Source organism: Geojedonia litorea, assembly GCF_042654525.1.
Lineage (GTDB): Bacteria > Bacteroidota > Bacteroidia > Flavobacteriales > Flavobacteriaceae > Geojedonia > Geojedonia litorea.
In genome coordinates this window covers 117103-143183 of record NZ_JBHSGP010000014.1, presented here as the reverse complement: position 1 = coordinate 143183, position 26081 = coordinate 117103, and the positions used below count along the sequence as shown (strand labels likewise).

Below are 26081 nucleotides of genomic sequence, written 5' to 3'. Positions count from 1 at the left end.
TAAAACACAATGGAAATTCCAGAACACTTCAAAATTCAATCATTAATACATCAAAACACCTATTTAGTCTCTGGTGAATTAAAACCTTGGAGAGGAGAAACTTCAGAAGTTTACTCAACAATCTCTTCCACAAAAGACTATAAGCCTACTTTATTGGGCACCATTCCAATTCTTGGTGAAAATGAAGCCTTAGAAGCATTAGATTCTGCCAGCCAAGCCTACAATAAAGGACAAGGCTTATGGCCTACAATGAAAGTGGTAGACCGAATTGCCTGCATGGAAAAATTTGTCACGCAAATGAAAACAAAACGTGATGAAGTTGTAAAATTATTGATGTGGGAAATAGGTAAAAATTTACCAGATTCTGAAAAAGAATTTGACCGAACTGTTGATTACATCTACGATACCATTGAGGCCTACAAGCAATTGGATAGGCACTCGGCTAAATTTGAAAAAAACGATGGCGTCTATGCGCATATTCGACGTGGACCTCTGGGTGTTGTGCTATGTTTGGGGCCATATAATTACCCCCTTAATGAAACATTTACCTTGCTAATTCCTGCACTCATTATGGGGAATACAGTAATTTTTAAACCTGCCAAGTTGGGCGTACTGTTATTGTCACCTTTACTTGAAGCCTTTCAAAATAGTTTTCCAAAAGGGGTTGTAAATATTATATATGGACGTGGACGAACTGTTGCAACACCAATTATGCAATCTGGTCGTGTTGATGTGTTGGCCTTAATAGGAAATAGTAAATCGGCAAATGCACTGCAAAATCAACACCCAAAAAGTAACAGATTACGTTTGGTATTAGGTCTTGAAGCAAAAAATCCTGCGATTGTATTACCAGATGCCGATTTGGATTTGGCTATAGAGGAATGTATCGCCGGAACCTTATCTTTTAACGGACAACGTTGTACCGCATTAAAGGTATTGTATGTTCATGAAGCTATTGTGGATGAATTCAATAAACGTTTTTCTGAAAAAGTAGACGCGCTTAAATTTGGAAACCCTTGGGATAATGGCGCTAAATTAACCCCATTACCAGAGCCAGACAAGCCAGCTTACATTCAGGAGTTGATTGACGATGCTACTCAAAAAGGAGCAAAAGTAGTTAATCAAAAAGGAGGTCAAACACTTGAAAATTATATTTTCCCAGCAGTGCTATACCCAGTAACTAAAGAAATGCGTGTGTTTCAGGAAGAGCAATTTGGCCCAGTGATTCCTGTGGTGTGTTTTACTGATATCGAACAACCATTAGATGATATGGCCGAAAGTAATTATGGGCAACAAGTGAGTTTGTTTGGGAAAGATGTAAAAACTTTAGCACCTTTAATTGATACATTAGTTAATTTGGTATGTAGAGTGAATTTAAATAGTTCATGCCAACGTGGCCCAGATGTATATCCTTTTACTGGAAGAAAGGACTCTGCTGTAGCTACCTTGAGTGTTCATGATGCCTTGCGTTCTTTTTCCATTAGAACCTTTGTTGCCTCAAAAGATAATGCCTATAACAATGCTATTTTAAATAATTTGTTGGATACAAAAGCATCTAATTTTGTGAGTACAGATTATCTACTTTAAAGTTTAGAGGAGTCTAATTATTTCGTTAATTTAGTCGTGTAAATCACACTTCAATATTTAATAAACTATAAATTCAAATGAAAACACTAAAAAACGTATTTACTCTTTTAATGATTTGTTCAATAGCAGTTGGTTGTGGAGGAGAGAAGAAAAAAGAAGAAGATGCATCGAGTAAGGTAAAAATAAAGTCTGCCGAAACTTCAAAATCTGATGATAATGTGGCCAACATTGTTATTACTGCAGATGATTTGATGAAATTTAATACCAACGAAATCAGAGTTAAAGCTGGGCAAAAGGTAAAATTAACCTTGAGACATTTAGGTAAATTAGATAAAAATGTGATGGGTCATAATGTGGTGATTTTAAATTTAGGAGCAGATCTTGGAGCATTTGCAGCTAGTGCCGCCACGCAAAAAGAGAATGATTATATTCCTGTTGGTACACAAGATGTTTTAGTGAATACTAAAATGATTGGTGGTGGAGAAACAACCAGTATTGAGTTTACTGCGCCTGCGGCTGGAGTTTACGATTTTTTATGCAGTTTCCCAGCACACTTCGCACTAATGAACGGAAAGTTTATTGTAGAATAAGTTAAAATTGACTCACAGTTCTATAAGCATTTATCACGGCTAATTCACCTTCTTTTCCAGATTGTGAATTACCGTGTTCCATACCAATGATGCCTTCATAGCCTTTGTTGTGAATAAACTTAAACACGTTAGTGAAGTTAATTTCTCCAGTAGTTGGCTCATTTCTACCAGGATTGTCACCTACCTGAAAATAGGCGATTTCATCCCAGCAAGCTTCGATATTTGGAATTAAATTTCCTTCTTGAATTTGTTGATGATACACATCATATAAAATTTTACAAGAAGAAGAATTTACAGCCTTGCAAATTTGGTAAGCCTGTGGCGATCTGGTCAAGAACATACCAGGATGGTTTCTAAAATTAAGAGGTTCAAGGACCATGGTTAAATTATGAGGCTCTAGTAAAGCACAGGCTTGTTTTAGAGATTTCACCACATTTGCGGTTTGGTAATCTTCATGCAAGCGTAAATCTACATAGCCAGGGACTATGGTCATCCATTTGGCGTTTGTACGTTTTGCAACTCCAATAGCGTTTTCAATATCCTTTAAGAATTCCTTACGGTAATCTAAATCCCCACTTGCCAAATTAGGTTTGTCCCAATAAATTTTATGAGCCACGAAAACGCCCATATCCATGTTTAAATCTGAAAGTAGTTTTCCAATAGCTTCCTGCTCTGCAATTGGTCTATTTCGCATGTCGTTGTCTTCAATAGCTGTAAAGCCTTGATCTGACATGAATTTTATCTGATCTAAAAATGAATCGCCCGCTTGATGTTTAAACATGCCATCATGCGGAGCGAATTTAAGTTTGAAAGATGTTTTTATAGACGTGGCTGTTTGTCCAAAAACTGACGGGATAACCACTGCAGTTGCAGTAGCCGAGAGTAATGTATTCTGAACAAAACGCCGTCTATTCACAATAGTCTATAATGAATAGGATTTGCCTCCTGTAAGTTCTTGGAGATCGCCACAGTAATAGGCGCCAGGAACAGGATCGTAGTTTAAAACATTCTCACCTATTTCTTGTGTCGTTTTATAGGCTTTTATGGTCATCCACTTCATATTATTCAGAAATTCAGACTTTGTCATAGCTTCCGACTCTGGATTGGCTTCACGTTCCTCATCAATTTCACCTTTTATACGCATGTGATTATCTAAAAGGGCCATGTAGTTTTCAGGTTTGACTTTATCAATACTTTCCTCTGGATTTGGTTTGAGTATAGTGATTATTGATGCAAACCCAGACTTCACTTGATTTTGTTGTTCAACTTCTAAAACCTCACTGAAGTATTTGTCAATAAATTCTGGAACATTGATTTCAGTAGCTGCAGGAAGGCTTTCAGATTTAGGTAAAATGGTGTCTACTAAATTAGTTAAAACAACGCCTTCTTCAACGCTTAAAAATACGGGTGTCCAAGTTTTTGCATCACTTGTGCAACTTTGTAATAAACTTATAACCGATGGTGTGGCTACTACAAATCCGGCAGCTAATCCTAGATTTTTTAATGCTTCTCTTCTTTTCATAATGATAGACGTTTAGGCGTTAGATTTTTTTATTTGTTCTGCGGCATGATTTGCAGCTCGTGCCGTAAATGCCATATAAGTTAAGGATGGATTTTGACAACCAGCAGAGGTCATAAAGGCACCATCAGTGACATATACATTTTTACAGGCATGAATTTGGTTATATTCGTTTAAAACAGATGTTTTAGGGTCTCTACCCATTCTGGCTGTACCCATTTCATGAATACCTAGTCCCATCGCTCTCCCCTCAACATTATCGTAACCTTGTACATCTTTAAAGCCTGCAGCTTCAAGCATTTTTACAGCTTGTTCCTTCATGTCTTTTCTCATGGCCAATTCGTTTTCTCCAAAATCGGCATCAAAAGTGACCGTTGGTAAGCCCCATTCGTCAAGTTTTTCATAATCTAAATACATTTTGTTTTTATGATCTGGAAGTGTTTCTCCAAAGGCAAGCAAGTTAACGTTCCATTCCCCTGGCTTTAAAATGGCCTCTTTCAATTCTGGACCATATTTTAATTCGGCCACAAGTTCTGAAGCACTTGATCTATTGGCTCCACCCTGATAGCCATAACCACGTTTAAATTCTTTTACTTCAGTTTTGCCACCTAAATTTCTAAACCTTGGGATATAAACACCATTAGCTCGACGGCCTTTATTGTATTTGTCTTCAAAGCCTTCAGCTTTTGCTCTGGCTCCAACATGGAAATGATGGTCCATTATGTTATGTCCTAATTCACCACTATCATTACCTAAACCATTTGGAAACCGTTCAGATTTAGATTGTAATAATATAGATGCCGATGCAATTGCTGAAGCACAAAGAAAAATAACTTTGGCTTTGAATTCAAAAGTTTCTTTAGTTTCAGCATCAATAACTCTTACCCCTGTTGCTTTTTGGGTAGCATCATCATAAATAACTTCATGAACAATAGAATTAGGTCTTAAGGTCATATTTCCTGTTGCTTCTGCAGTTGGAAGTGTTGATGAGTTACTACTAAAATAGGCGCCAAATGGACAGCCTCGCATACATCGGTCTCTGTATTGGCAAGTACTTCTTCCTAATCCAGGCTTTGTGCCTTCGGTGATATGAGCAGTTCTTCCAATGGTTAAAACTCTTCCGTCATCAAAAGTAGCCGACATTTTTTCCTTTAAATGTTCTTCAACACAATTTAAATTCATGGGCTTCAACAATTTTTGATCTGGAAGTTGTTGTAAACCTAAATTTTCACCACTCACACCAATAAATTCTTCAACCTTGTCATACCATGGTGCAATATCTTTATAACGCACAGGCCAATCTACAGCTATGCCTTCTTTTTTATTCGCTTCAAAGTCAATGTCACTTAATCTGTAACTCTGTCTTCCCCACATTAAAGAACGTCCTCCTACGTGGTAGCCTCGCATCCAATCAAATCGTTTAACTTCGTTATAAGGGTGTTTAATATCGTCCACAAAAAAGTGTTGGTATTCTTCTCTGGTGGTATAACCAGAACGGTTTTGTTTATACTTTCGTTCTTTGGTTTCTCTAGTTGGATCACCCCCATTTGGAAGATCCCAAGGGTCTAGATTTGCTGTTGGATAATCCTCAATATGCTTGATCATTCTTCCGCGCTCAAGCACTAATGTTTTTAGACCATTTTCACAAAGTTCTTTAGCAGCCCAACCACCTGAAATGCCTGTGCCCACAACAATGGCATCATATTGTTCTTGATTAAGCGAATTGTTAGTGTTATTCATTATAAAGTGTTTAGTATTAGTGGAATATTAATATAAATGTAAAAAACAAGGGATTAATTTAATGATTTCACAATTATAAAGATGTTAATTTGACACAAACTTTCAGTTAATAGAACCGAAAACGATTTCGATAAAAATAATCTGCTTTTCTGGTAGAATGCTTATCTTTAAAAGCAAATATGTAATACATTTCAATAAAATTAAGTAATAATTTAAGGAATCACTATGACTTATTCTAACACCATTAAATCAATAGCATTAAAATTCGTATTGAGCATTTTTCTGCTATCATTGTCTTGTAAGGAAAGCACTAAAAAAGAGGTTGCACCAGAAACTGTTGAAGTTGAGGAGGTAGAACCTTTTTTTAAATTATCATTAGCACAATGGTCACTTCATAAATATGTGAACGATCAAAATGGCGATCCGTTTTTGTTTGCAGAAATGGCTAAAGATATGGGTTTTGCAGGTTTAGAATATGTTAACCATTTATATGCCAAAAAAATAGAGGAATTGGGCTTTGACAAAACTATAGATTCACTTAAAGTGATAAGCGAGCTTCATGGAATGAAAAACGTGTTGATTATGGTTGATGGCGAAGGTGACTTGGCCGACCCAGATTTAGAGAAAAGAAATACAGCTGTTGAAAATCATAAAAAATGGGTTGATGCGGCGCAAAAATTAGGGTGTCATTCAATTCGTGTTAATACCTTTGGAACCAATGATCCCAAATTATGGCATACAAGTGTTGTGGATGGTTTAAAAAAATTATCAGAGTATGCTGCTACAAAAAACATTAACGTTTTGTGCGAAAATCACGGCTGGTTGTCGTCTGACGCTCCAAAATTAATGGCTGCTATTGAGGCTGTTAATATGCCTAACTGCGGTACTTTACCTGATTTTGGAAATTGGTGTGTTAAGCGTAAGGACGGAGCGCAATGGGGCGAATGTGAACAGGTTTATGAAGATAAGTATGAAGGAATAGAATTGATGTTACCTGCTGCAAAAGCAGTGAGTGCAAAATCGTATGATTTTGATGAGCAAGGGAATGAAACTTCTTTAGATTATCCTAGAATACTTGAGTTAGTAAAAGATGCTGGTTACACGGGTTTTATTGGTGTAGAGTATGAAGGTTCGAGGTTAGATGAAAAAGAAGGTATTTTAGCAACTAAAGCCCTTTTATTGAAATCAGCAAAAATGACAAACTAATTTTGACAACAACTAACTAAATTATTTATGAAAAAATCAACACAATTTCAGCTGTCCTTCATGATGTTCCTCGAGTTTTTTATTTGGGGTGGATGGTTTGTAACACTAGGCTCATTTTTAGGCAATAATTTAAGTGCCACAGGAGCAGAAACAGCCATGGCATATTCAACACAATCATGGGGTGCAATTATCGCTCCTTTTATAATTGGACTAATAGCTGATCGCTTTTTTAATGCCGAAAAAATACTGGGTATCTTACACCTTGTAGGCGCATTTTTAATGTTTCAAATGTCGCAGTCTACAGAGTTTTCTACTTTTTACCCTTATGTTTTGGGTTATATGATTGCCTATATGCCAACCTTGGCTTTGGTGAATTCGGTGTCGTTTAATCAAATGAATGATCCTGCCAAACAATTTCCTTTAGTGAGAGTTTTTGGAACAATTGGATGGATTTTAGCTGGACTCATCATTAGTTTTGTCTTTAAATGGGATTCCATTGAAAATATTGGTAATGGTATGTTGTCCAATACCTTTATGATGGTGGCTATTGCATCAGCAGTGTTGGGAGTGTTCAGTTTTACCTTGCCTAAAACACCACCAAGTGTAGCTAAAGGAGAGAAAGTGAAAATGTCTGATATATTAGGGCTTGATGCTTTAAAGTTGTTGAAGGACAGAAACTTTTTGGTGTTCTTTTTATCTTCAGTTTTAATATGTATTCCTTTAGCATTTTATTATCAAAACATCAGTCCATTTTTAACTGAATATAAAGTTGAGAATTCTACTGCCTGGGCTTCGTTGGGACAAATCTCCGAAGTAGGATTTATGTTGCTTTTGCCTTTCTTTTTCAAAAAGTATGGCTTTAAAAAAACTATTTTATTTGGAATGTTAGCTTGGGGTATTCGTTACGCTTTGTTTGCTTATGGAAATGCAGGTGATCTATTTTTTATGTTGGTTATTGGTATTGCATTACATGGTATATGCTATGACTTTTTCTTTGTATCGGGACAAATTTACACCGATTCTAAAGCGGGTGAAAAAATAAAAAGTGCGGCACAAGGTCTTATAACTCTAGCAACTTATGGAGTTGGTATGTTAGTAGGTTTTTGGGTTGCAGGTAAAATCGTTGATAAAAATCTATTAGAAGATGGAACACATAGCTGGTTAGACATTTGGACCTTTCCGGCACTTTTCGCTGTAGGTGTTCTTGTTGTTTTTGCGGTATTATTTAAAAATGAAAAAGTAGAATATAAAGAAGCTTAAATTAAAAATGAGCAATAAAATAAGATTAGGAATTTTAGGAGGAGGAGGAGATTCATTAATAGGCGTTTTGCACCGAGTGGCATCTGCCATGTATGATAAATATCAAATTGTTGGAGGTGTTTTCAATCCTGTTTTTGAAGAAAATATTGGCTTTGCCAAAAAAATAGGGTTACCAACCAATAGAATATATAAAGATTTTGACACCTTAATTGCTGAAGAATTAAAACTTCCTGTCAATGAGCGCATGCAGGTGGTTTCTATCTTAACACCAAATTTTCTTCATTTTCCAATGGCTAAAAAACTGCTGGAAAATGGGTTTAATGTAATTTGCGAAAAACCGTTAACCACAACCTATGAAGAAGCCAAGGTGTTAAACGCTACCTTGAAAATGGCTAATACTGTATTCGCAGTAACCTATACCTATACAGGTTACCCTATGGTACGTCAAATGCGTGAGATGATTAAAAATGGCGAATTAGGGAAACTACAAAAGGTCGATGCGCAATATTATCAAGGTTGGATTAACCCAATTATTCATGATAAGGAAAAACGTTCTACAACGTGGCGCCTAAATCCTGAAAAATCAGGAATTAGTTGTTGTGTTGGTGATATTGGTACGCATGCCTTTGATATGTTAGAGTATGTTTCAGGCTTAAAAGTTGAATCCGTTTTGGCTGATCTCAATTACCTATATGAAGACAATAAAATGGATATTGATGGAACAGTGCTTTTGCGTTGTTCCAATAATGTAAAAGGTGTTATTTGTACCAGTCAGATTGCCACTGGTGAAGAAAATAGTTTCATTGTTAAAGTCTATGGCGATAAAGCCGGATTAAAATGGGAGCAAGAAAACCCTAACTACTTATATTTAATGGAAGATGGTAAACCGCTTCGTGTTTTAAAACCTGGACATTCCTATAACAGCGCGTTGTCTTTGGATGGCACTAAATTGCCTCCAGGACATCCTGAAGGTATATTCGATTCTATGGGAAATATCTACAAAGGTGTTGCCAAGGCTATTAACAAAGAACCTTATGATCATGGCGAATATCCTACAATTATCGATGGGGTTAGAGGAATGAATTTTATTGAAAAAGCTGTTGAATCTCACCAAAAAGGAAATGTTTGGGTGGCTATTGAAACTATTGATTAATGAAAACAATAAAAGGACCAGCGATTTTTTTAGCACAGTTCATGGATGACCATGCGCCATTTAATTCATTAGATGGGTTGTGTAAATGGGCTAGTGATTTGGGTTATAAGGGCATTCAAATGCCAACTTTAGATCCGCGATTAATAGATTTAACAAAAGCTGCCGAGAGCCAGACCTATTGTGATGAGTTATTGGGTAAAATAAATTCGTATGGATTAGAATTAACCGAACTTTCTACACATATCCAAGGACAATTGGTTGCAGTACATCCAGCGCATGATATTATGTTTGATGTGTTTGCTCCAGACCATCTTAAAGGGAAACCAAAAGAACGTACAGCATGGGCAATTCAAGAAATGAAAAACGCGGCCATTGCCAGTAGGCGACTAAAAACGAATGCACATGCTACGTTTTCAGGATCGTTACTATGGCCAGCGGTACATCCTTGGCCTCAACAACCCAAAGGATTGGTTGATTTAGGCTTTAAGGAATTGGCCAATAGATGGCTGCCAATATTAAATGCTTTTGATGAACAAGGTGTAGATGTATGCTATGAGGTACATCCAGTTGAAGATATTCATGACGGTGATACTTTTGAGCGATTTCTTGCGGCAACAGGAAACCATAAACGTTGCAATATTTTATACGACCCTTCTCATTTTGTGCTTCAGCAATTAGACTATCTTCAATATATTGACCATTATCATGAATTCATTAAAATGTTTCATGTGAAGGATTCCGAATTTAACCCAACAGGAAAAAAAGGAACTTTTGGAGGTTATAATGATTGGAAAGATCGAGCAGGACGTTACCGCTCACCTGGTGATGGACAAGTTGATTTTAAAACGGTCTTTTCAAAATTAACCGAATATGGCTGTGACGTTTGGGCGGTGTTAGAGTGGGAATGTGTAATTAAAAGTCCAGAACAAGGGGCAAGAGAAGGAGCACCGTTTATTACCAGACATATTATTGAAGCTACTGAAAAAGCTTTTGATAATTTTGCTGGTGGAGAAACTAATGAAAGCCAACTAAAACAAATATTAGGATTGTAAACTTTTAAATAATTAGAATGAAAACCAAACTTTTTTTAGTCATATTAATAATTACTAGTATGGCCTGTAAACAGGATAAAAAACAAACTTCAGAAGACGTTGCTACAGCGCAAGTCGAAATTGAAACACCAGCAGCCTCTGAATGGACTATGCTTTTTGATGGTACTAATTTTGATCATTGGAGAGGCTACTTAACCGATGAAATGTATCCTGAATGGACTATTGAAGATGGAACGATGGCTTTTACCCCAGGAACCGAAGGCGGAAAAAATATCATCACTAAAAACACTTATACCAGTTTTATCCTGTCTTTGGAATGGAAAATATCTGAAGGAGGTAATAGTGGAATTTTCTGGAGCGTGTATGAAGATCCTAAATTTAAAGAGGCGTATCAAACAGGTCCTGAAATTCAAGTGTTAGATAACGAACGTCATCCTGACGCCAAAGCAAATCCTAAATTTCATCAAGCAGGTGCCTTGTATGATATGGTACAGCCAAAATATGATGTGTGTAAACCAGCTGGAGAGTGGAACGAGTGCATTTTAAAAGTAGACCACAGTGCCAATCAGGGAAGTGTGACTTTAAATGGCACCGTAATTGTTGAGTTTCCGCTGCATGGCGAGGCATGGGACAGCATGGTGGCCAATTCTAAGTTTAACGGATGGGAAGGATTTGGTAAGCATCATACTGGCCATATTGGTTTGCAAGATCATGGAGACAAGGTATGGTTTCGAAACATAAAAATAAAAGAACTTAAATAGCTCTTAAAGAGCGTTAAAAATTTATAAAAATGGATCTATGGAAATAGGTCCATTTTTTGTTTTTTGACCTAAATAATGCATAATTATAAATTATCTAGGCTTAAACTAATAATTTGATAATAATTCTAAAAATTGAAAATCAATTCAGCTTTTTTATAAAATTAATTTATAGTTTTACATCATGTACAATCAAAAAAATAAAAATAGAGTCGAAAGACCCGCGGGTTTGTTCTTAAACAATCGACGTAGCTAGTGCTTCTACTTCAAATTCAGCCTATTGATATTACGTAATTTTTATTTTACAACCTTGAACATTTTAACACAAATACCAGTCTTTCAAAATTTAGTTATTATCTTTAATAACAAAGTTTTTGTACGCAGTAATTTCCCCCGTCGCCCGTAAGGGTGTGTTTCTATTTTGGAACTTTAGGTGAGTCCGGTTCTGTATTCAAAACAACAAATTTTTAATAGTTAAATTTTAAATCAATATGATGAAATCGAGAGATTACATGCAAAAATTGATAAACAATTAAGACGAGATGGAAATTGTAATTGCTAATAAATCCCATAGTATTTACGCTGAAATTATTTGCGAAACAATTGCTTCGGCAGCTCAAGTTAGAGGTACTGGTATTGCCAGACGAAAGCCAGAATATATCATCACGAAAATGGAAAACGGTAACGCCGTAATTGCACTCGATGGTGATAAGTTTGCAGGTTTTTGTTACATTGAAGCTTGGAGTCATGGAAAGTTTGTAGCCAACTCCGGCCTAATTGTGCATCCCGATTATCGTGATCAAGGACTCGCAAAAAAGATAAAAGCCAAAATTTTTGAGCATTCACGAACTAAATTCCCAGATGCTAAAGTGTTTAGTATAACCACAGGTCTTGCTGTTATGAAAATGAACAGTGAATTGGGTTATAAGCCTGTTACCTTTTCAGAATTGACTGACGACCAGTCGTTTTGGGATGGCTGTCAAACTTGCAAGAATTTTGACGTTTTAACGCGTACCGATCGTAAAATGTGTTTGTGTACCGGAATGTTGTATGACCCAGCCAAAGCAGAGTCTAAAGAAAAAAAGCAAGTGAAACCAAAAGTGTTTCAACGATTAAAACATATTAAAGAAACCATGTTTTTAAAAAAGGAAAAAAAATGAGTTCATCAAATAAATTAGTAATTGCCTATAGTGGTGGTTTAGATACTTCTTATTGCGCCGTTAGCTTATCAAAAGCAGGTTATGAAGTTCATGCGGTAAGCGTAAACACAGGTGGGTTTACATCAGATGAAATAGAACGTATCGAATCTAATGCCTATAAAATGGGTGTGACTACGTATAAAAATATTGATGCTGTAGCAACATTTTACAATAAGGTTGTGAAATATCTAATTTTTGGAAATGTTTTAAAAAACAATACCTATCCTTTATCAGTTAGTGCAGAGCGTATAATTCAAGCTATTGAAATTATAGAATATGCCAAAAGTATAGATGCAAAATACATTGCACATGGAAGTACAGGTGCTGGTAATGACCAAGTGCGCTTCGATATGATTTTTCAAACATTAGCACCAGAAATTGAAATTATTACACCTATTAGGGACAAAAAATTAGCTAGACAAGAAGAGATAGATTACTTAAAAAGTAATGGCATTGATATGTCTTGGGAAAAAGCAAAGTATTCGGTAAACAAAGGACTTTGGGGTACTAGTGTAGGTGGAGAAGAGACCTTAACTTCTGACAAACCATTACCAGATTCAGCCTATCCATCACAGTTAAAACATAGTGACCCAGAAAAAGTGTCTTTAACATTTTTAAAAGGCGAACTAGTTGCAGTAAATGGAATTGAGAATAACCCAGAAGTCAATATCGAAGTGCTTAATAATTTAGCTTCGGCCTATGCCATTGGGCGAGATATACATGTAGGAGATACCATAGTAGGGATCAAAGGTCGTGTTGGTTTTGAAGCCCCTGGAGCTTTAATCACCTTAAAAGCACATCATTTATTAGAAAAGCATACCATGACCAAATGGCAATTGCAGCACAAGGAGTATTTGTCTAGTTTTTACGGTATGCATTTACACGAAGGACAATATTTAGATCCTGTTATGCGAAACATTGAAGCCTTTTTACAGGATAGCCAAGAAAAGGTTTCAGGTGATGTTACTGTTACTTTAAAACCCTATCATTTTTCGCTTGATGGAATTAAGTCAAAACATGATTTAATGAATGCCAAATTTGGTAGCTATGGCGAAATGAACAAAGGCTGGACTGCCGATGAGGCTAAAGGATTTATTAAAATCATTGGAAACCAGAACAAAATATATCACCAAGTAAATTCAGAATTATGATTAAGGTTGGGATTATTGGAGGTGCTGGATATACAGCTGGAGAACTTATTCGCTTATTATTGAATCACTCACAAGCTGAAATAGACTTCATTTATAGCACTTCAAATGCAGGAAATAAAGTGAGCAAGATTCATCAGGATTTAGTGGGTTCAACAGAATTGAATTTTACAAGTGACATCAATCCAAATGTTGATGTGTTGTTTTTGTGTTTGGGCCATGGAAATTCTAAAGCGTTTTTAGAGAAAACGAACTTATCAGAAAACACAAAAATCATCGATTTAAGTAACGATTTTAGATTGGTTGCAGATAAGGTGTTTAATGGTAAATCCTTTGTTTATGGACTTCCAGAATTACAAAAAGAAGCCATAAAAAAAGCCAGCCATATTGCGAATCCTGGATGTTTTGCAACCGCTATTCAATTAGCCATTTTACCATTGGCAGATGCTAATCTTATTGGAGACGATGTTCATGTTAATGCCGTAACAGGATCCACAGGGGCAGGGACGTCACTCTCTGAGACGACGCACTTTACTTGGCGCGATAATAACTTTTCGCATTACAAGGCCTTCACACATCAACATTTGGGTGAAATCAATCAAACTGCCAAGCAGTTGCAGCCAAATTTTAGTTCAGAAATTATATTTATGCCTAATCGCGGTAATTTTTCAAGAGGAATTTTTGCAACGGTTTATACCAAATACCAAGGTTCAATTGACCAAGCAAAAAAACTCTACAAAGACTATTATAAGGAAGCTGCATTTACCGTAGTTTCGGATGAAGATATTCATTTAAAGCAAGTGGTGAATACCAATAAATGCATACTTCATTTGATGAAACACGGCGATAAATTATTGATTACAAGTGTTATCGATAATTTGTTGAAAGGGGCATCAGGGCAAGCCATTCAAAACATGAATTTGGTTTTTGGTTTTGCAGAAACTGAAGGACTAAATTTAAAAGCAAACTTTTTTTAGAACATACTAACTATGAAAATAGCCATTATAGGTACAGGAAATTTGGGGAAATCAATTGCTAAAGGATTGATTACTACCAACGCTATAACCACTCTATATTTAACCAAACGTAATTTAAATGCCATTGCCGAATTTGACGGTTATAAAAATGTAACCATTACAAGTGATAACGAAGAAGCAGTTAGGCAATCAGACATTATAATTTTTGCAATTCAACCAGCGCATTTTGAAGGCATTTTGAAAATTATAAAGCCACTTCTCAATGACAAACATGTGTTAATTTCAACAGTAACTGGTTTTGTGATTCCAAAAATTGAAGGCATTATTGGTGCTGAACAATTCATTATTCGCGCAATGCCTAATACGGCAATTGCGGTGGGAAAATCAATGACCTGCTTATGCAGTAATGCGCAAGGTAGCAAACGGATTAAAATTGCGGAAGCTATTTTTAACAGATTAGGGCACTCATTGGTAATTCCAGAAAGTCAAATGCAAGCAGCTACCGTAGTTTGTGCTAGCGGGGTTGCCTTTTGGATGCGTTTAATTCGTGCTACAACACAAGCGGCAATTCAGCTAGGATTTGATTCAAAGGAAGCACAAGAATTGGCCATGTACACTTGTGAAGGAGCTGCTAATTTATTGATTACCAATGGCGACCATCCAGAGGAGGAAATAGATCGTGTAACAACACCTATGGGATGTACCATTGAGGGCTTAAACGAAATGGAACATAAAGGCCTAAGCTCTTCTTTGATTCAAGGAATGGTGGCCTCGTTTAACAAGATTAGTAATATTAAAAGGGAACAGATATGAGTTTGTTTAATGTTTACCCTTTGTTTGATATTACACCTGTAAAGGCAAAAGACTTAGCTGTCTATGATAATAATGGTGTTGAATATCTCGACCTCTATGGTGGTCATGCCGTCATTTCAATTGGGCACTCACATCCAAAATATGTGTCGGCAATTACTAATCAAGTGTCTGCCTTAGGATTTTATAGCAATGCCATTCAAAATCCATTGCAAGAATCTTTAGCAGATAAATTGGTTAAGCTTTCGGGCTGTAAGGATTACCAATTGTTTTTGTGTAATTCTGGAGCAGAAGCTAACGAAAATGCTTTAAAATTAGCCTCATTCCATAATGGAAAGAAAAAGATATTGGCATTTAAAAACTCATTTCATGGACGAACTTCGGCTGCAGTTGCCGCTACTGATGATCTTAAAATTGTTGCGCCATTAAATGCACAACAAGATGTAGATTTTGTTGAGTTAGGGGATTTAAGAACTGTTGAAACAATTTTAAAACAAAACCAAACCTGTGCAGTGATTATAGAATGTATTCAAGGGGTTGGAGGTTTAGATCAAAGTAGTACTGAATTTTATCAAGGATTGGACAAGCTTTGCAAGGCCAACAATACTATTTTAATTGCAGATGAAGTACAGTCAGGTTACGGTAGGACAGGAGATTTCTTTGCGTTTCAAAAGCATGGCATACAGCCAGAAATTATTTCCCTAGCTAAAGGCATGGGTAATGGATTTCCAATTGGTGGCATTTTAATTCATCCAGAAATAAAAGCATCGTTTGGTTTATTAGGGACAACCTTTGGAGGGAATCATTTGGCCTGCGCAGCAGGTTTGGCCGTTCTAGATGTCATAGAAGAAGAAAATCTGATGCAAAACGTCAATGATATTTCGGATTATTTTATGGAAAAAGCAAAATCACTTCCACAATTAAAATCTATTAAAGGACGAGGTTTAATGCTGGGGTTGGAATTTAATTTTCCAGTGGCCGAGTTGCGAAAAAAATTGATTCACCATCATAAAATATTCACTGGAAGTGCCAAAAACCCAAATCTCATACGAATTCTTCCACCATTAACTATTCGGAAAAAACATATTGATGTATTTTTTGAAGCATTAAAAAAGGAATTATAGTAAGATGAAAAAATACACAGTTATAGAAGATATATCAAACCTTTCAGAAATCATTAAGGATGCTGTTTTGCTTAAAATGGATCCATTTGAACATTCTGTTTTGGGTAAAAATAAAACCTTGGCAATGTTGTTTTTTAATGCCAGTTTGCGGACGCGTTTAAGTACCGAAAAGGCAGCAAAAAATTTGGGCATGAACGTTATGGTGCTTAATGTCAATGATGCTTGGAATCTGGAGTTTGAAGATGGAACTGTGATGAATGCTAATAGTTCGGAGCATATAAAAGAAGCAGCGCAAGTTATTTCGCAATATGCCGATATTATTGCCGTGAGGGCATTTCCAGGATTAAGCGATAAACAAAAAGATGAGTCTGAACAGGTGCTAAACAGTTTTATTAAATATGCGTCTGTGCCAATAGTTAATATGGAAAGTGCCACAGCGCATCCCTTACAAGCTTTGGCCGATGCCATTACTATTTCTGAGTTAACCGAAAAAGCAAAGCCTAAAGTGGTGTTATCATGGGCGCCACATCCAAGAGCCTTGCCTCAAGCTGTGGCAAATTCATTTGTAGAAATGATGCAGAAGTTAGATGTCGAATTTAGCATCACCCATCCCGAAGGTTACGAATTAAATCCTAACATCACTAAAAACACCCCAATCAATTATAATCAAAAGGAGGCATTAAAAGATGCCGATTTTGTGTATGTTAAAAACTGGAGTAACTATAAGGATTATGGTAAGGTTTTAAATCAAGATCCAAATTGGATGATGACTCAGGATAAATTAGGAACTGCAAAATTCATGCATTGTTTACCTGTAAGACGAAATGTGGTTGTTGAAGACGCCGTTTTGGATGGGGAGAATTCAATTGTCATTGAGCAAGCAAATAACAGAACCTATGCCGCCCAAATTGTATTGAAGAAAATTTTAGATAACCTTTAAACAATGTCATGCTGAGCTTGTCGAAGCATCTCAATGATATAAAATGCAAACTTTAAAAATCATAAAAATTGGAGGTAACATCATAGACAATGATGCTGCATTGCATGCATTTTTGAAAGATTTTGCTTCATTGCAAGGACCTAAAGTTTTGGTGCACGGTGGTGGTAAATTAGCGACAAAACTCGCACAACAAATGAATGTTGAAGTAAAAATGACCGAGGGCAGACGCATAACCGATCAAGACACTTTAGATATTATTACCATGGTCTACGCTGGAAAAATAAATAAAGATGTTGTGGTTAAATTACAAGCCAACGGCTGTAATGCCATTGGTTTTTCTGGAGCAGATGGCAATTCAATTGTTTCAGTAAAACGACCTGTAAAGACCATTGATTATGGTTTTGTAGGGGATGTTGTTCATGTCAATACAGAAACCCTGAATGTTCTTTTAAATGCTAATGTAACACCTGTTTTCTGTGCAATAACGCACGATGAAAATGGGCAATTGCTCAATACAAACGCTGATACTATCGCTTCAGAATTAGCTATAGGATTTTCAAAAACCTTTGAGGTCGAATTATATTATTGTTTTGAAAAGAACGGTGTTTTACAGGATGTTAATGATGATAATTCTGTAATCTCACAAATCAATACAAAAAATTATCAGGATTTAATTGAAAAGAAAATTATTTCAGATGGTATGCTACCAAAACTCAATAATTGCTTTCATGCTATTCAAAAAAATGTAAAAAAGGTTTGTATAGGCAAACCGGAAATGTTGTTTGATACCAATGCTAACTTTACCACTATAACCCTATGATACAGCAATTAACAAAAGATGCCATTCAGCTTTTAAAGAAGTTAATAGAAACTGAATCTTTCTCTTCTGAAGAAGATCAAACCGCATCTCATATTGAGTATTGGTTTAGACGTCATGATATCGTCTATAAACGTACCAATAACAATGTTTGGGCCATTAATAAACATTTTGATGAAACTAAACCTACCCTGTTGCTAAACTCTCATCATGATACCGTTAAACCTAATAATGGTTACACTAAAGATCCATTTAAGGCTATTGTTGAAGATGGTAAATTATATGGTCTGGGTAGCAATGATGCAGGAGGATGTTTAGTCTCCTTAGTTGCAACCTTTACCTATTTTTATAATGAAAGAAATTTAAAATATAATTTAGTAATAGTGGCATCGGCAGAAGAAGAGAGTAGCGGGCCAAATGGATTAAACAGTATGTTAGCGGTCATTCCAAAAGTGGACGTGGCGATTGTAGGTGAGCCAACACTCATGAATTTAGCCGTGGCCGAAAAAGGTCTAGTGGTTTTTGATGCCGTGGTCAAAGGCACACCTAGTCATGCCGCACATCCAAACGACGATAATGCCATTTATAATACCATTTCGGTGTTGCAATGGTTTAAAGATTACAAATTTGAAAAAACCTCACCTGTTTTGGGAGATGTGAAAATGACGGTTACTCAAATTAACGCAGGGAAACAACACAATGCCATTCCGGCAAATGTTGATTTGGTGGTTGATGTTCGTGTGAATGATAAATATACCAATGCCGAAATTGTAGAGATACTTCAAAATGAAGCACCTTGTAGTAGTATTGTTCCGAGAAGTTTAAAATTGAATTCGTCCTCTATTCCGCTAGACCACGAATTGGTAAAAGCTGGTATTTCAATTGGACGCACTACTTATGGGTCGCCTACATTATCTGATCAGGCTGTATTAACCTGTCCTTCATTAAAATTAGGGCCTGGTGATAGCACACGATCACATTCGGCAGATGAATTTATTTATTTAAACGAAATTGAAGAAGGAATTAGAATTTATATTGAACTGTTGAATCGCGTTATCATCTAAACGAATCAGCAACTAAGGGACTAAACTTAAGATTATGAAACTCTGGGATAAAGGGATATCAATAGATAAAAAAATAGAGCAGTTTACAGTAGGTAATGACCGAGAGATCGATATGCACATTGCAATTTATGATGTCATGGCCTCGAGGGCACATGCCAAAATGTTGAAGCATATTGGCATTTTGTCCGAAGAAGAATTATTCCAACTAGAAAAAGGATTGGACGTTTTAGCAAAACAAATTGAGAGAGGAACATTTACAATTGAAGCCCAATTTGAGGATGTGCACTCCAAAATTGAATTTGAATTGACCAAAACCTTGGGTGAAGTCGGTAAAAAGATTCATACAGCCCGCTCCAGAAACGATCAGGTTTTAGTGGCACTACAACTGTTTTATAAAGAGAATTTAAAAGAAATTCGTTCAAAAACTAAAACATTATTTGAAACATTATTGGATTTGGCCGAATCCCATAAAGAAAGCCTGCTTCCTGGTTATACCCATTTACAAGTGGCGATGCCATCGTCATTTGGTCTATGGTTTTCGGCTTATGCCGAGTTGTTAATTGACGATGTATATATGCTTAATGCCGCTTTACAAACGGCAGATCAAAATCCACTGGGTTCTGCTGCAGGGTATGGAAGCTCATTTCCAATTGACAGAGAATTGACAACTAAAGAGCTCGGCTTTTCAACTTTAAAATACAACGTGGTTGCCGCACAGATGAGCCGAGGGAAAAGTGAACGTACAATTTCTGCAGCTTTGGGTAGTTTATGCAATACCATGTCTCGTTTTGCCATGGATATTTGCTTATATATGAGCCAGAATTTTGGGTTTGTTAGTTTTCCTGATGAATTAACTACAGGAAGTAGCATCATGCCACATAAGAAAAATCCGGACGTTTTTGAACTTATACGTGGAAAGTGCAACAAAATTCAAGCCCTGCAAACTGAAATGGTTTTGATTACTAATAATTTGCCAAGCGGTTACCATAGAGACTATCAACTTCTAAAAGAAAATATAATTGCGGCAATTGAGGATGTAAAAGACTTGCTCGACATTTTTAATTATGCCATTAAGCAAGTAGACGTAAAACACATTGATTTAAATGATCCGAAATATCTATACTTGTTTACCGTTGATAACATGAATACTTTGGTTGAGCAGGGAATGAGTTTTAGGGAAGCTTATCAAATTATTGGGAAGCAGGTTCAGGATGGAACTTATAAACCTGACACTTCTAAACAGCACAGTCATGTTGGAAGCATTGGAAATTTATCACTAGACAAAATAAAGAATAAGTTTCCTAAATAATACAAATTCAATAATCAAAAATTGGCATTATTTTGACCTCAAATGAGGTATGATAAAAACACTTATAATTTGTAAATAGTTTCACATAAATAAGTATCTTAGATTCATTGAATCAACCATTTAAAACTCTTGGATTTTAATAATTTTGTTAAAGAACTCAAACGCCGTAACGTTATCAAAGCGGCCTTGGCATACATAGTTTTTTCTTGGGTATTCATTCAGGTATTTTCAATTTTGTTGCCAACCTTTGAAGCTCCAGTATATGTGATGAAGCTTATTGTGGCTGGTTTGATGATTTGTTTCCCAATCTGGCTCATTTTTTCTTGGGTATATGAGATTACGCCCGATGGTATCAAAAAAACCATCAATGTTACCCCAGAAACTTCTATAGCTCCTGAAACCAGTAACCGACTTAACAAAATCATTATTGGTGCCTTGGGCATTGCCATTATTTTATTGGCAATCAATCTATTTAACGATAAAAATGCAACTACTGTAACAGAAAGTGGAACTAACGCAAAAGTAGATAAATCCATAGCGGTATTGGCTTTTGCCGATATGAGCCAAGAGAAAGACCAAGAATATTTTAGTGATGGTATTAGTGAAGAGATCCTAAATCTATTAGCCAAAATACCCGACCTTAAGGTCATCAGTCGTACCTCTTCTTTTTCCTATAAAGGTAAAGAGCAAAACATTCAGAAAATTGGCCAAGAACTCCATGTGGCTCATGTGTTGGAAGGTAGCATCCGTAAATCTGGGAATACCTTTCGCATTACGGTACAGCTCATTAATGTTGCCGATGGTGCCCATATCTGGAGCGAGACCTACGACAGAGAGATGAGCGATATTTTTAAGGTCCAGGACGAGATTGCCGGTAAAGTAACACAACAGTTAAAGGCAACCTTATTGGGAGTTATTGCCTCTACACCTGTAAATCCAGAGGCCTATAATCTCTATTTACAAGCCAAACAGGTAAGGAGACAACAATCAGAAGAATCCGAAAAAAGTGCAGAGATCCTGATTCGCAAATCTATAGCCATAGATAGCAGTTATGCACCTGCCTGGGGGTTATTAAGCAGGATAATTTATAATCAAATCTATAGATTTACTATTCTTCCGATGTCGCAAGAAAATATTGCCACTGGCATGTATGCTGCCAAAAAAACCCTTTTATTGGATTCAAAGTATGCAGAAGGTTATGCTTATCTGGCCCGTTTTGAAAGGACGAATTGGGATTTTAAAGCCTCTGCTGCCAATATGACAAATGCACTGTCTTTAGCTCCTGAAAACCCTGAGGTTATTAATGAAGCAGCAGCTAATGCTGCAGATTTAGGTAAACTAAAAGAAGCCTTGAGATTGCAATTAAAGATGTTGGAGTTAGACCCGCTCAATTATTTCAACTATTTTAATTTAGGATTGCATTATTACTTGCTCAATGACTACAAGAATGCCGAAAAAAGTATACAATCCTTTTTATTGTATTATCCAAGTACATCAACTGCTTATAGCCAATTATCGCTGGTCTTTTTGGGTCAAGGTGAGAACGCCAAGGCCCTTGAAGCACTGGAAAAGGAACCTGATATGTTTTTTAAGTTGTACTCAAAATGCAAGGTGATGTATGCCATAGGTGATCAAAACGAAGCCGATGCACAATTAAAGAAGTTAATAGCAGATTGGGGCGATGTGGCATGGCCCAATATTGCTTCGGTGTTTGCTTTTAGAGGAGAAAGGGACAATGCTTTTAAATGGTTGGATCTTGCTTATGAGAACAGGGATGGCTCTACTTTGGAAATCCTCAATTATCCCGAAATGGTAAACCTTTGGGGCGACCCACGTTGGAATAAATTTATCAATAAACTAGGCCTGCCAAAAGATCACGGGTTTCATATGGATTAGTTGTCATTATGATTGTAGTGCGGCACAAGCGGCGCCAACTATGCCAGCAGTATTTCCCATGTGTGCAGGAATTACAGGAGTTTCAATAGTTATGCGTTTTTTAAATTGATTAAAATCATCTGAAGTTCCACCTCCCAAAATAATCAAATCAGGGCAGACAAGTAATTCAACTAATTCTAAAAAAGTATTAAAGCGTTTTCCCCATTTTTTGAAACTTAAATTATTTCGTTTCATGGCAGAATTGGCAGCCCAATCTTCAATTTTTTTATATTTTTTATATGGAATTTGACCCAATTCGAAATTTGGAATGAGTTCGCCATTGAAAAAGGCACCGCTACCTAAACCTGTTCCAATAGTAATAATAAGTACCAACCCCGATTTACCTTTTCCAATACCATAATTCATTACAGCGTATGCGGCGGCGTCGGCGTCGTTTATTACAGTAACGGGTAAACCACAGGCCTGTGAAAATAGTTCTTTAACATTGACATGTTGCCAATCCTTATGTAAGTTCCCAATGGTTTTGCAAACCCCTTGTTTAATTAATGTAGGGAAACCACAACCCACAGGACCTTGATAGTTAAAATGATCAACGATCTCCTTAAATACTTGAGCCATATCTTCAGGGTTTCGAGATGAGGGTGTTGGAATTCTAAAGCGTTCGGAGACGAGTTTGCCTGTTATCGAGTCCACTAATCCACCTTTCATCCCAGAGCCACCTATATCTATGCCTAATACTTCCATTAAATTAAAATCAACATGTTAAGTTTCAAAAATAACCAAATTGTATGAAATTGTTAGGTTAATAAAATGAATGAGTATTTTTCTCCTGATTTTAGAAACTGAATTATCCCTAAAACTAAAACACCTCAACAAAGTTGTCGAGGTGTTTTTAAGAACTAATTTGGTTGGTTAATTGGTTTTTAATTTATTCTTACTGGAGCTTATAAACTTTTGCCGTATAAAATCCTGCTGCGAAAAACTGATTATTCACAAAGGTCATGGATTGAATATAAATCGTACCAAGATCAGTACCTATACTTCTCCATGTGTCATTTTGATCAAGCTTAAAAATGCCATAATTAGTTGGATTAATGTATATCTCATTTGTGGAAGATACAGAAATAGAAGTGATGTATTTATTATAAGGCAAACTTGTATTATAAACCTGCCATGTTGCTCCTTGATCTGTTGATCGATAAAAATTATTGCCTGTTCCTAAATACCAATTGTTATTGGCAATGGCAAAACTGGTTACAAATTCTGACGAAGGCGTATTTACCGTATCCCACGTACTACCAGAATCTGTTGATTTTATTAAACGTCCGGGGTATTTTGTGTACGCATAAACGTTAGTATTACCATCTAGAAATAAGCCTTCTATTCCTTCCAAATCTTTTACATAAGCCCAGTCTGTACCATTTTCGCTTTTATAAATTCCATTCACAGTAGAATTTTGAATGTTTAGCCAAGCTGAAATATAAAAAACTCCGTTTGCTGTAATTTTAATGTCTCGAATACCACTCAATGCAGGCAGATTTGTGCTAAGCAATGTCCAACTTTGTCCATCATCCAAGGATTTAAAAATATTGCCAGGTTCAATAGCCGTGACATAAAGTGATCCGTCATTGTGCTGGGCCATTGTACCTAGCCATGCTGACTGGCTTATGGCTGTTTGTGACCAAGTTGATCCACCATTGGTTGACCTGTAAATGTCGTTATCATTTACTACTAATAAGCTGCCTGCTTGGGTGCCAAAAATTTGATTAATGGAGGTGTGAGATTCGTTCGCTTTGTAGGCTGTAGTAGCCCATGAACCAGCCAAAGCATCATTTGGATTAAAGCCAAGAGGTAGCTTAATGTGAATATTCACTTTTACCACCTTACCATTTTGGTCAGTTATAATAAATTCCTCAGGATCAAGTCCTCCAGATAAATAGATATAGGTTACATCTATAATGCCACTTTTTTTTCCTGTATTTAAATCGGTACTCGTTGAATTTCCAATTGGTTCACCGTTTCTCGTTCCTGAAGCAAATCCGCCAGGAATACTTACACTTAATCTCAAGGAGAGATCTAAATCTCTTGGTACTTCGATGAAATAATCAATTCCAGTCTGACTTAATAGCGTAGCATTTGACACAATAGTCACAGTAATGCTAGGAGGGTCGTTTGAAGTGTCTGGTGCAGGTGTGTCCTCCGTGTCATTATTGCTGGAACAAGAAGCTAATACTAATACTAGAATAGTTAAATACTTTAACTCTAAATGCGCAATTCTTTTAAAGAATGAAGTTGAAATTCGTATTGTTTTCATGACTTATATATTTATGATTAATAGCCTATTTAAAATTGAATTTTGATAGATTTAACTACAAGATTGGCCATCATAATTAAATACGCAAAGGCTTTTTATCCAATGAAGATTTATTTTTTAATCGGTTGATCTAATGGTTAATAACCATTTAATAAACCAAATGATTGGTGGTTTAAGAATGAGATGAATATGAAATTAGTTCGGTCTATTTACAGTTGTACCTCAATTGAAGGCATAAAAAAAAGCACATATTTAGAATGTGCTTTTTATAGAAATCATTAAAATGAATTTGTGATTATATAACAATCAATTTTGATTTAGTTCACCGTTATATTTAAAAGGTTAGAAGAATCGTCGTTTTCATTATTAACTTTACCTATATAGGTCATGTTTATAGTTTTTTCAGTAACGCCATCTTCTCTACAATAACTGATATCATTTACTGGATCATAGGTGTCGGCATCGTTAAGTCTAAAGTTTCTAGCTTTAATATTAATTACTGATTCAAACGGAGGTTTAATATGGTATTCTGTACCCCAAGGTTGTTCAACAATTTCCACCTGTCCTCTGTACTTCACTGTAAATTTACTTCCGGTTGGTCTAAGACAGGAGTTGTCAAATTCTCCTACATTATCATCTATCCACAGCGCCCAAGGATCTTCAACGTCTAGTGAATATTCTGCAGTTCCATTTGGAAATATTTTTATATGAGATTCCTCAAAAAGAACACCAAATACTATAAATCCTGTATCGTAGAAAAATGGAAAAAAGGAAAACACCCCTTTTTTAACAATATAAATTCCATTGCCATTATTAGAGCTAGTTCTCTCATTGTTGGCTGTTGACCTAGCTTGGTTTAGTCTTGTTTTGAAAGTCTTACTTTCAATGATTTCTTGCGCAGCAAGTTCGATGTCATGGTTTAAATTAATTTCCTCCGTAACAACCGATTCGTCATTACTACATGCAAAACCAATAAAAACGAAAAGCGTCATAATTAAAATTTGTTTTTTCATAATTTTAAAATTTAGATTAATAGATTATTTTCAATTCAATTAATTCTAGGGGAGAGAATTACATCAATACTAATAAAGATTATCATGCTGTGCTAGAAGCATTTATCTAATGTATCCTTATCTTTCTAATGGCTGATCAAACGGTGAAACCACCAATGGCTAAACCGTTAGATTAGTTTTTAGACACATCGTTTGTTTTCATGTATCTTTATAGTAATATTGATACAATTAATTGTTTAGCAATGCCGGCTCACAAAGAATATACATTTATCAATCTTCAAAATGTTGAGGCCATATCGAGAGGAGATCAGCAGCAAGTTTTAAAATATTTAAAACAATTTAATGCTCTAATTCCTGAGCGTTTGTATTATTTAAAAAAGGCTTTGTTAATTCAAGATAGAAAGGAGATTCGGCAAATCTTACATAAAATGAGTCCTCAGCTTCAATTCTTTGGCGTCCCGAATATTACAACCCCAATTCGGCGCATGGAATTTGAGTATGATACGCTACCATTAGTTGAATTAGAGGCCATAGTTGAAGATATTATTGTTAAATTAGAGGGTGCAATAAAGGAAGTTTCTAACCAAATCAATCAATTTTGATGA

General features: G+C 36.0%; 24 protein-coding genes. 18 read left to right on the top strand and 6 right to left on the bottom strand.

Translation table 11 applies throughout. The annotated features are described in order from the left end of the window. Positions 1 to 9: 9 nt before the first annotated feature. Together ACFO5O_RS08725 and ACFO5O_RS08720 are read left to right on the top strand one after the other, a co-directional pair. Positions 10 to 1587 carry an NADP-dependent glyceraldehyde-3-phosphate dehydrogenase gene (locus ACFO5O_RS08725; protein WP_387962884.1) on the top strand — a complete coding sequence of 526 codons (1578 nt, stop codon included), beginning with the start codon at positions 10 to 12 and terminating at the stop codon, positions 1585 to 1587. Positions 1588 to 1664: 77 nt separating this feature from the next. Beyond that, positions 1665 to 2177 carry a plastocyanin/azurin family copper-binding protein gene (locus ACFO5O_RS08720; RefSeq protein WP_387962882.1) on the top strand — a complete coding sequence of 171 codons (513 nt, stop codon included), beginning with the start codon at positions 1665 to 1667 and terminating at the stop codon, positions 2175 to 2177. 1 nt (position 2178) lies between these two features. Here ACFO5O_RS08720 and ACFO5O_RS08715 read toward each other — a convergent pair whose 3' ends face one another. The 3 genes from ACFO5O_RS08715 to ACFO5O_RS08705 are packed head-to-tail and all read right to left on the bottom strand — an operon-like array spanning position 2179 to position 5436. After that, on the bottom strand, positions 2179 to 3093 hold the full coding sequence (locus tag ACFO5O_RS08715) for a hydroxypyruvate isomerase family protein (RefSeq protein ID WP_387962881.1): 915 nt from the start codon (positions 3091 to 3093) through the stop codon (positions 2179 to 2181). Positions 3094 to 3099: 6 nt separating this feature from the next. Further along, positions 3100 to 3699: a gluconate 2-dehydrogenase subunit 3 family protein gene (locus ACFO5O_RS08710; RefSeq protein WP_387962879.1), complete on the bottom strand. Its 600-nt coding sequence runs from the start codon at positions 3697 to 3699 to the stop codon at positions 3100 to 3102. Positions 3700 to 3711: 12 nt separating this feature from the next. Continuing rightward, positions 3712 to 5436 (bottom strand): GMC oxidoreductase, encoded by a 1725-nt coding sequence (locus tag ACFO5O_RS08705; RefSeq protein WP_387962877.1) that lies wholly within the window; start codon positions 5434 to 5436, stop codon positions 3712 to 3714. Between the two features lie 225 nt (positions 5437 to 5661). Here ACFO5O_RS08705 and ACFO5O_RS08700 point away from each other — a divergent pair, with 225 nt between their 5' ends. The 15 genes from ACFO5O_RS08700 to ACFO5O_RS08630 all read left to right on the top strand — a co-directional run bounded on the left by ACFO5O_RS08700 (position 5662) and on the right by ACFO5O_RS08630 (position 22149). Beyond that, positions 5662 to 6642: a sugar phosphate isomerase/epimerase family protein gene (locus tag ACFO5O_RS08700; RefSeq protein WP_387962875.1), complete on the top strand. Its 981-nt coding sequence runs from the start codon at positions 5662 to 5664 to the stop codon at positions 6640 to 6642. Positions 6643 to 6669: 27 nt separating this feature from the next. Next, entirely contained in the window at positions 6670 to 7902 is a 1233-nt protein-coding gene (locus tag ACFO5O_RS08695) for a nucleoside permease (protein WP_387962873.1), read from the top strand. A 7-nt stretch (positions 7903 to 7909) separates the two neighbouring features. Continuing rightward, on the top strand, positions 7910 to 9055 hold the full coding sequence (locus tag ACFO5O_RS08690) for a Gfo/Idh/MocA family protein (protein WP_387962871.1): 1146 nt from the start codon (positions 7910 to 7912) through the stop codon (positions 9053 to 9055). Further along, positions 9055 to 10107: a sugar phosphate isomerase/epimerase family protein gene (locus tag ACFO5O_RS08685; RefSeq protein ID WP_387962869.1), complete on the top strand. Its 1053-nt coding sequence runs from the start codon at positions 9055 to 9057 to the stop codon at positions 10105 to 10107. The genes ACFO5O_RS08690 and ACFO5O_RS08685 overlap by 1 nt, the downstream gene beginning before the upstream one ends. Positions 10108 to 10124: 17 nt before the next feature. Next, entirely contained in the window at positions 10125 to 10868 is a 744-nt protein-coding gene (locus tag ACFO5O_RS08680; protein ID WP_387962867.1) for a 3-keto-disaccharide hydrolase, read from the top strand. A gap of 539 nt (positions 10869 to 11407) precedes the next feature. Then, a complete protein-coding gene (locus ACFO5O_RS08675) occupies positions 11408 to 12025 on the top strand; it encodes a GNAT family N-acetyltransferase (protein ID WP_387962865.1) in 618 nt (205 codons plus the stop codon). After that, positions 12022 to 13215, top strand: coding sequence for an argininosuccinate synthase (locus ACFO5O_RS08670; RefSeq protein ID WP_387962863.1), 1194 nt, complete (start codon positions 12022 to 12024; stop codon positions 13213 to 13215). The genes ACFO5O_RS08675 and ACFO5O_RS08670 overlap by 4 nt, the downstream gene beginning before the upstream one ends. After that, on the top strand, positions 13212 to 14189 hold the full coding sequence (gene argC, locus ACFO5O_RS08665; protein WP_387962861.1) for an N-acetyl-gamma-glutamyl-phosphate reductase: 978 nt from the start codon (positions 13212 to 13214) through the stop codon (positions 14187 to 14189). Before ACFO5O_RS08670 ends, argC begins: the two co-directional genes overlap by 4 nt. A gap of 12 nt (positions 14190 to 14201) precedes the next feature. After that, positions 14202 to 15002 (top strand): pyrroline-5-carboxylate reductase, encoded by an 801-nt coding sequence (gene proC, locus ACFO5O_RS08660; protein WP_387962859.1) that lies wholly within the window; start codon positions 14202 to 14204, stop codon positions 15000 to 15002. After that, positions 14999 to 16123 carry an aspartate aminotransferase family protein gene (locus tag ACFO5O_RS08655; RefSeq protein WP_387962857.1) on the top strand — a complete coding sequence of 375 codons (1125 nt, stop codon included), beginning with the start codon at positions 14999 to 15001 and terminating at the stop codon, positions 16121 to 16123. The genes proC and ACFO5O_RS08655 overlap by 4 nt, the downstream gene beginning before the upstream one ends. 4 nt (positions 16124 to 16127) lie before the next feature. Next, a complete protein-coding gene (locus ACFO5O_RS08650) occupies positions 16128 to 17063 on the top strand; it encodes an N-acetylornithine carbamoyltransferase (RefSeq protein WP_387962855.1) in 936 nt (311 codons plus the stop codon). 43 nt (positions 17064 to 17106) lie between these two features. Then, positions 17107 to 17883: an acetylglutamate kinase gene (gene argB / locus ACFO5O_RS08645; protein ID WP_387962853.1), complete on the top strand. Its 777-nt coding sequence runs from the start codon at positions 17107 to 17109 to the stop codon at positions 17881 to 17883. After that, positions 17880 to 18944: a M20 family metallo-hydrolase gene (locus tag ACFO5O_RS08640; protein ID WP_387962851.1), complete on the top strand. Its 1065-nt coding sequence runs from the start codon at positions 17880 to 17882 to the stop codon at positions 18942 to 18944. The genes argB and ACFO5O_RS08640 overlap by 4 nt, the downstream gene beginning before the upstream one ends. 34 nt (positions 18945 to 18978) lie before the next feature. After that, complete coding sequence (gene argH / locus ACFO5O_RS08635) at positions 18979 to 20253, top strand: argininosuccinate lyase (RefSeq protein ID WP_387962849.1); 1275 nt, start codon at positions 18979 to 18981, stop codon at positions 20251 to 20253. Between the two features lie 129 nt (positions 20254 to 20382). Next, the gene (locus tag ACFO5O_RS08630; RefSeq protein ID WP_387962847.1) at positions 20383 to 22149 is read left to right on the top strand and encodes a hypothetical protein; all 1767 of its coding nucleotides are present in this window, start codon (positions 20383 to 20385) and stop codon (positions 22147 to 22149) included. 6 nt (positions 22150 to 22155) lie between these two features. Here the strand turns inward: ACFO5O_RS08630 and ppgK are convergent, their stop codons facing one another. The 3 genes from ppgK to ACFO5O_RS08615 all read right to left on the bottom strand — a co-directional run bounded on the left by ppgK (position 22156) and on the right by ACFO5O_RS08615 (position 25476). After that, the gene (ppgK, locus tag ACFO5O_RS08625) at positions 22156 to 22893 is read right to left on the bottom strand and encodes a polyphosphate--glucose phosphotransferase (RefSeq protein WP_387962845.1); all 738 of its coding nucleotides are present in this window, start codon (positions 22891 to 22893) and stop codon (positions 22156 to 22158) included. A gap of 190 nt (positions 22894 to 23083) precedes the next feature. Further along, positions 23084 to 24463 carry a WD40/YVTN/BNR-like repeat-containing protein gene (locus ACFO5O_RS08620; RefSeq protein ID WP_387962843.1) on the bottom strand — a complete coding sequence of 460 codons (1380 nt, stop codon included), beginning with the start codon at positions 24461 to 24463 and terminating at the stop codon, positions 23084 to 23086. A 317-nt stretch (positions 24464 to 24780) separates the two neighbouring features. Further along, positions 24781 to 25476, bottom strand: coding sequence for a hypothetical protein (locus ACFO5O_RS08615; protein WP_387962841.1), 696 nt, complete (start codon positions 25474 to 25476; stop codon positions 24781 to 24783). 242 nt (positions 25477 to 25718) lie between these two features. On the opposite strand from ACFO5O_RS08615, the gene ACFO5O_RS08610 reads away from it, so the two are divergent. Beyond that, on the top strand, positions 25719 to 26078 hold the full coding sequence (locus ACFO5O_RS08610) for a hypothetical protein (RefSeq protein WP_387962839.1): 360 nt from the start codon (positions 25719 to 25721) through the stop codon (positions 26076 to 26078). Positions 26079 to 26081: the final 3 nt, after the last annotated feature.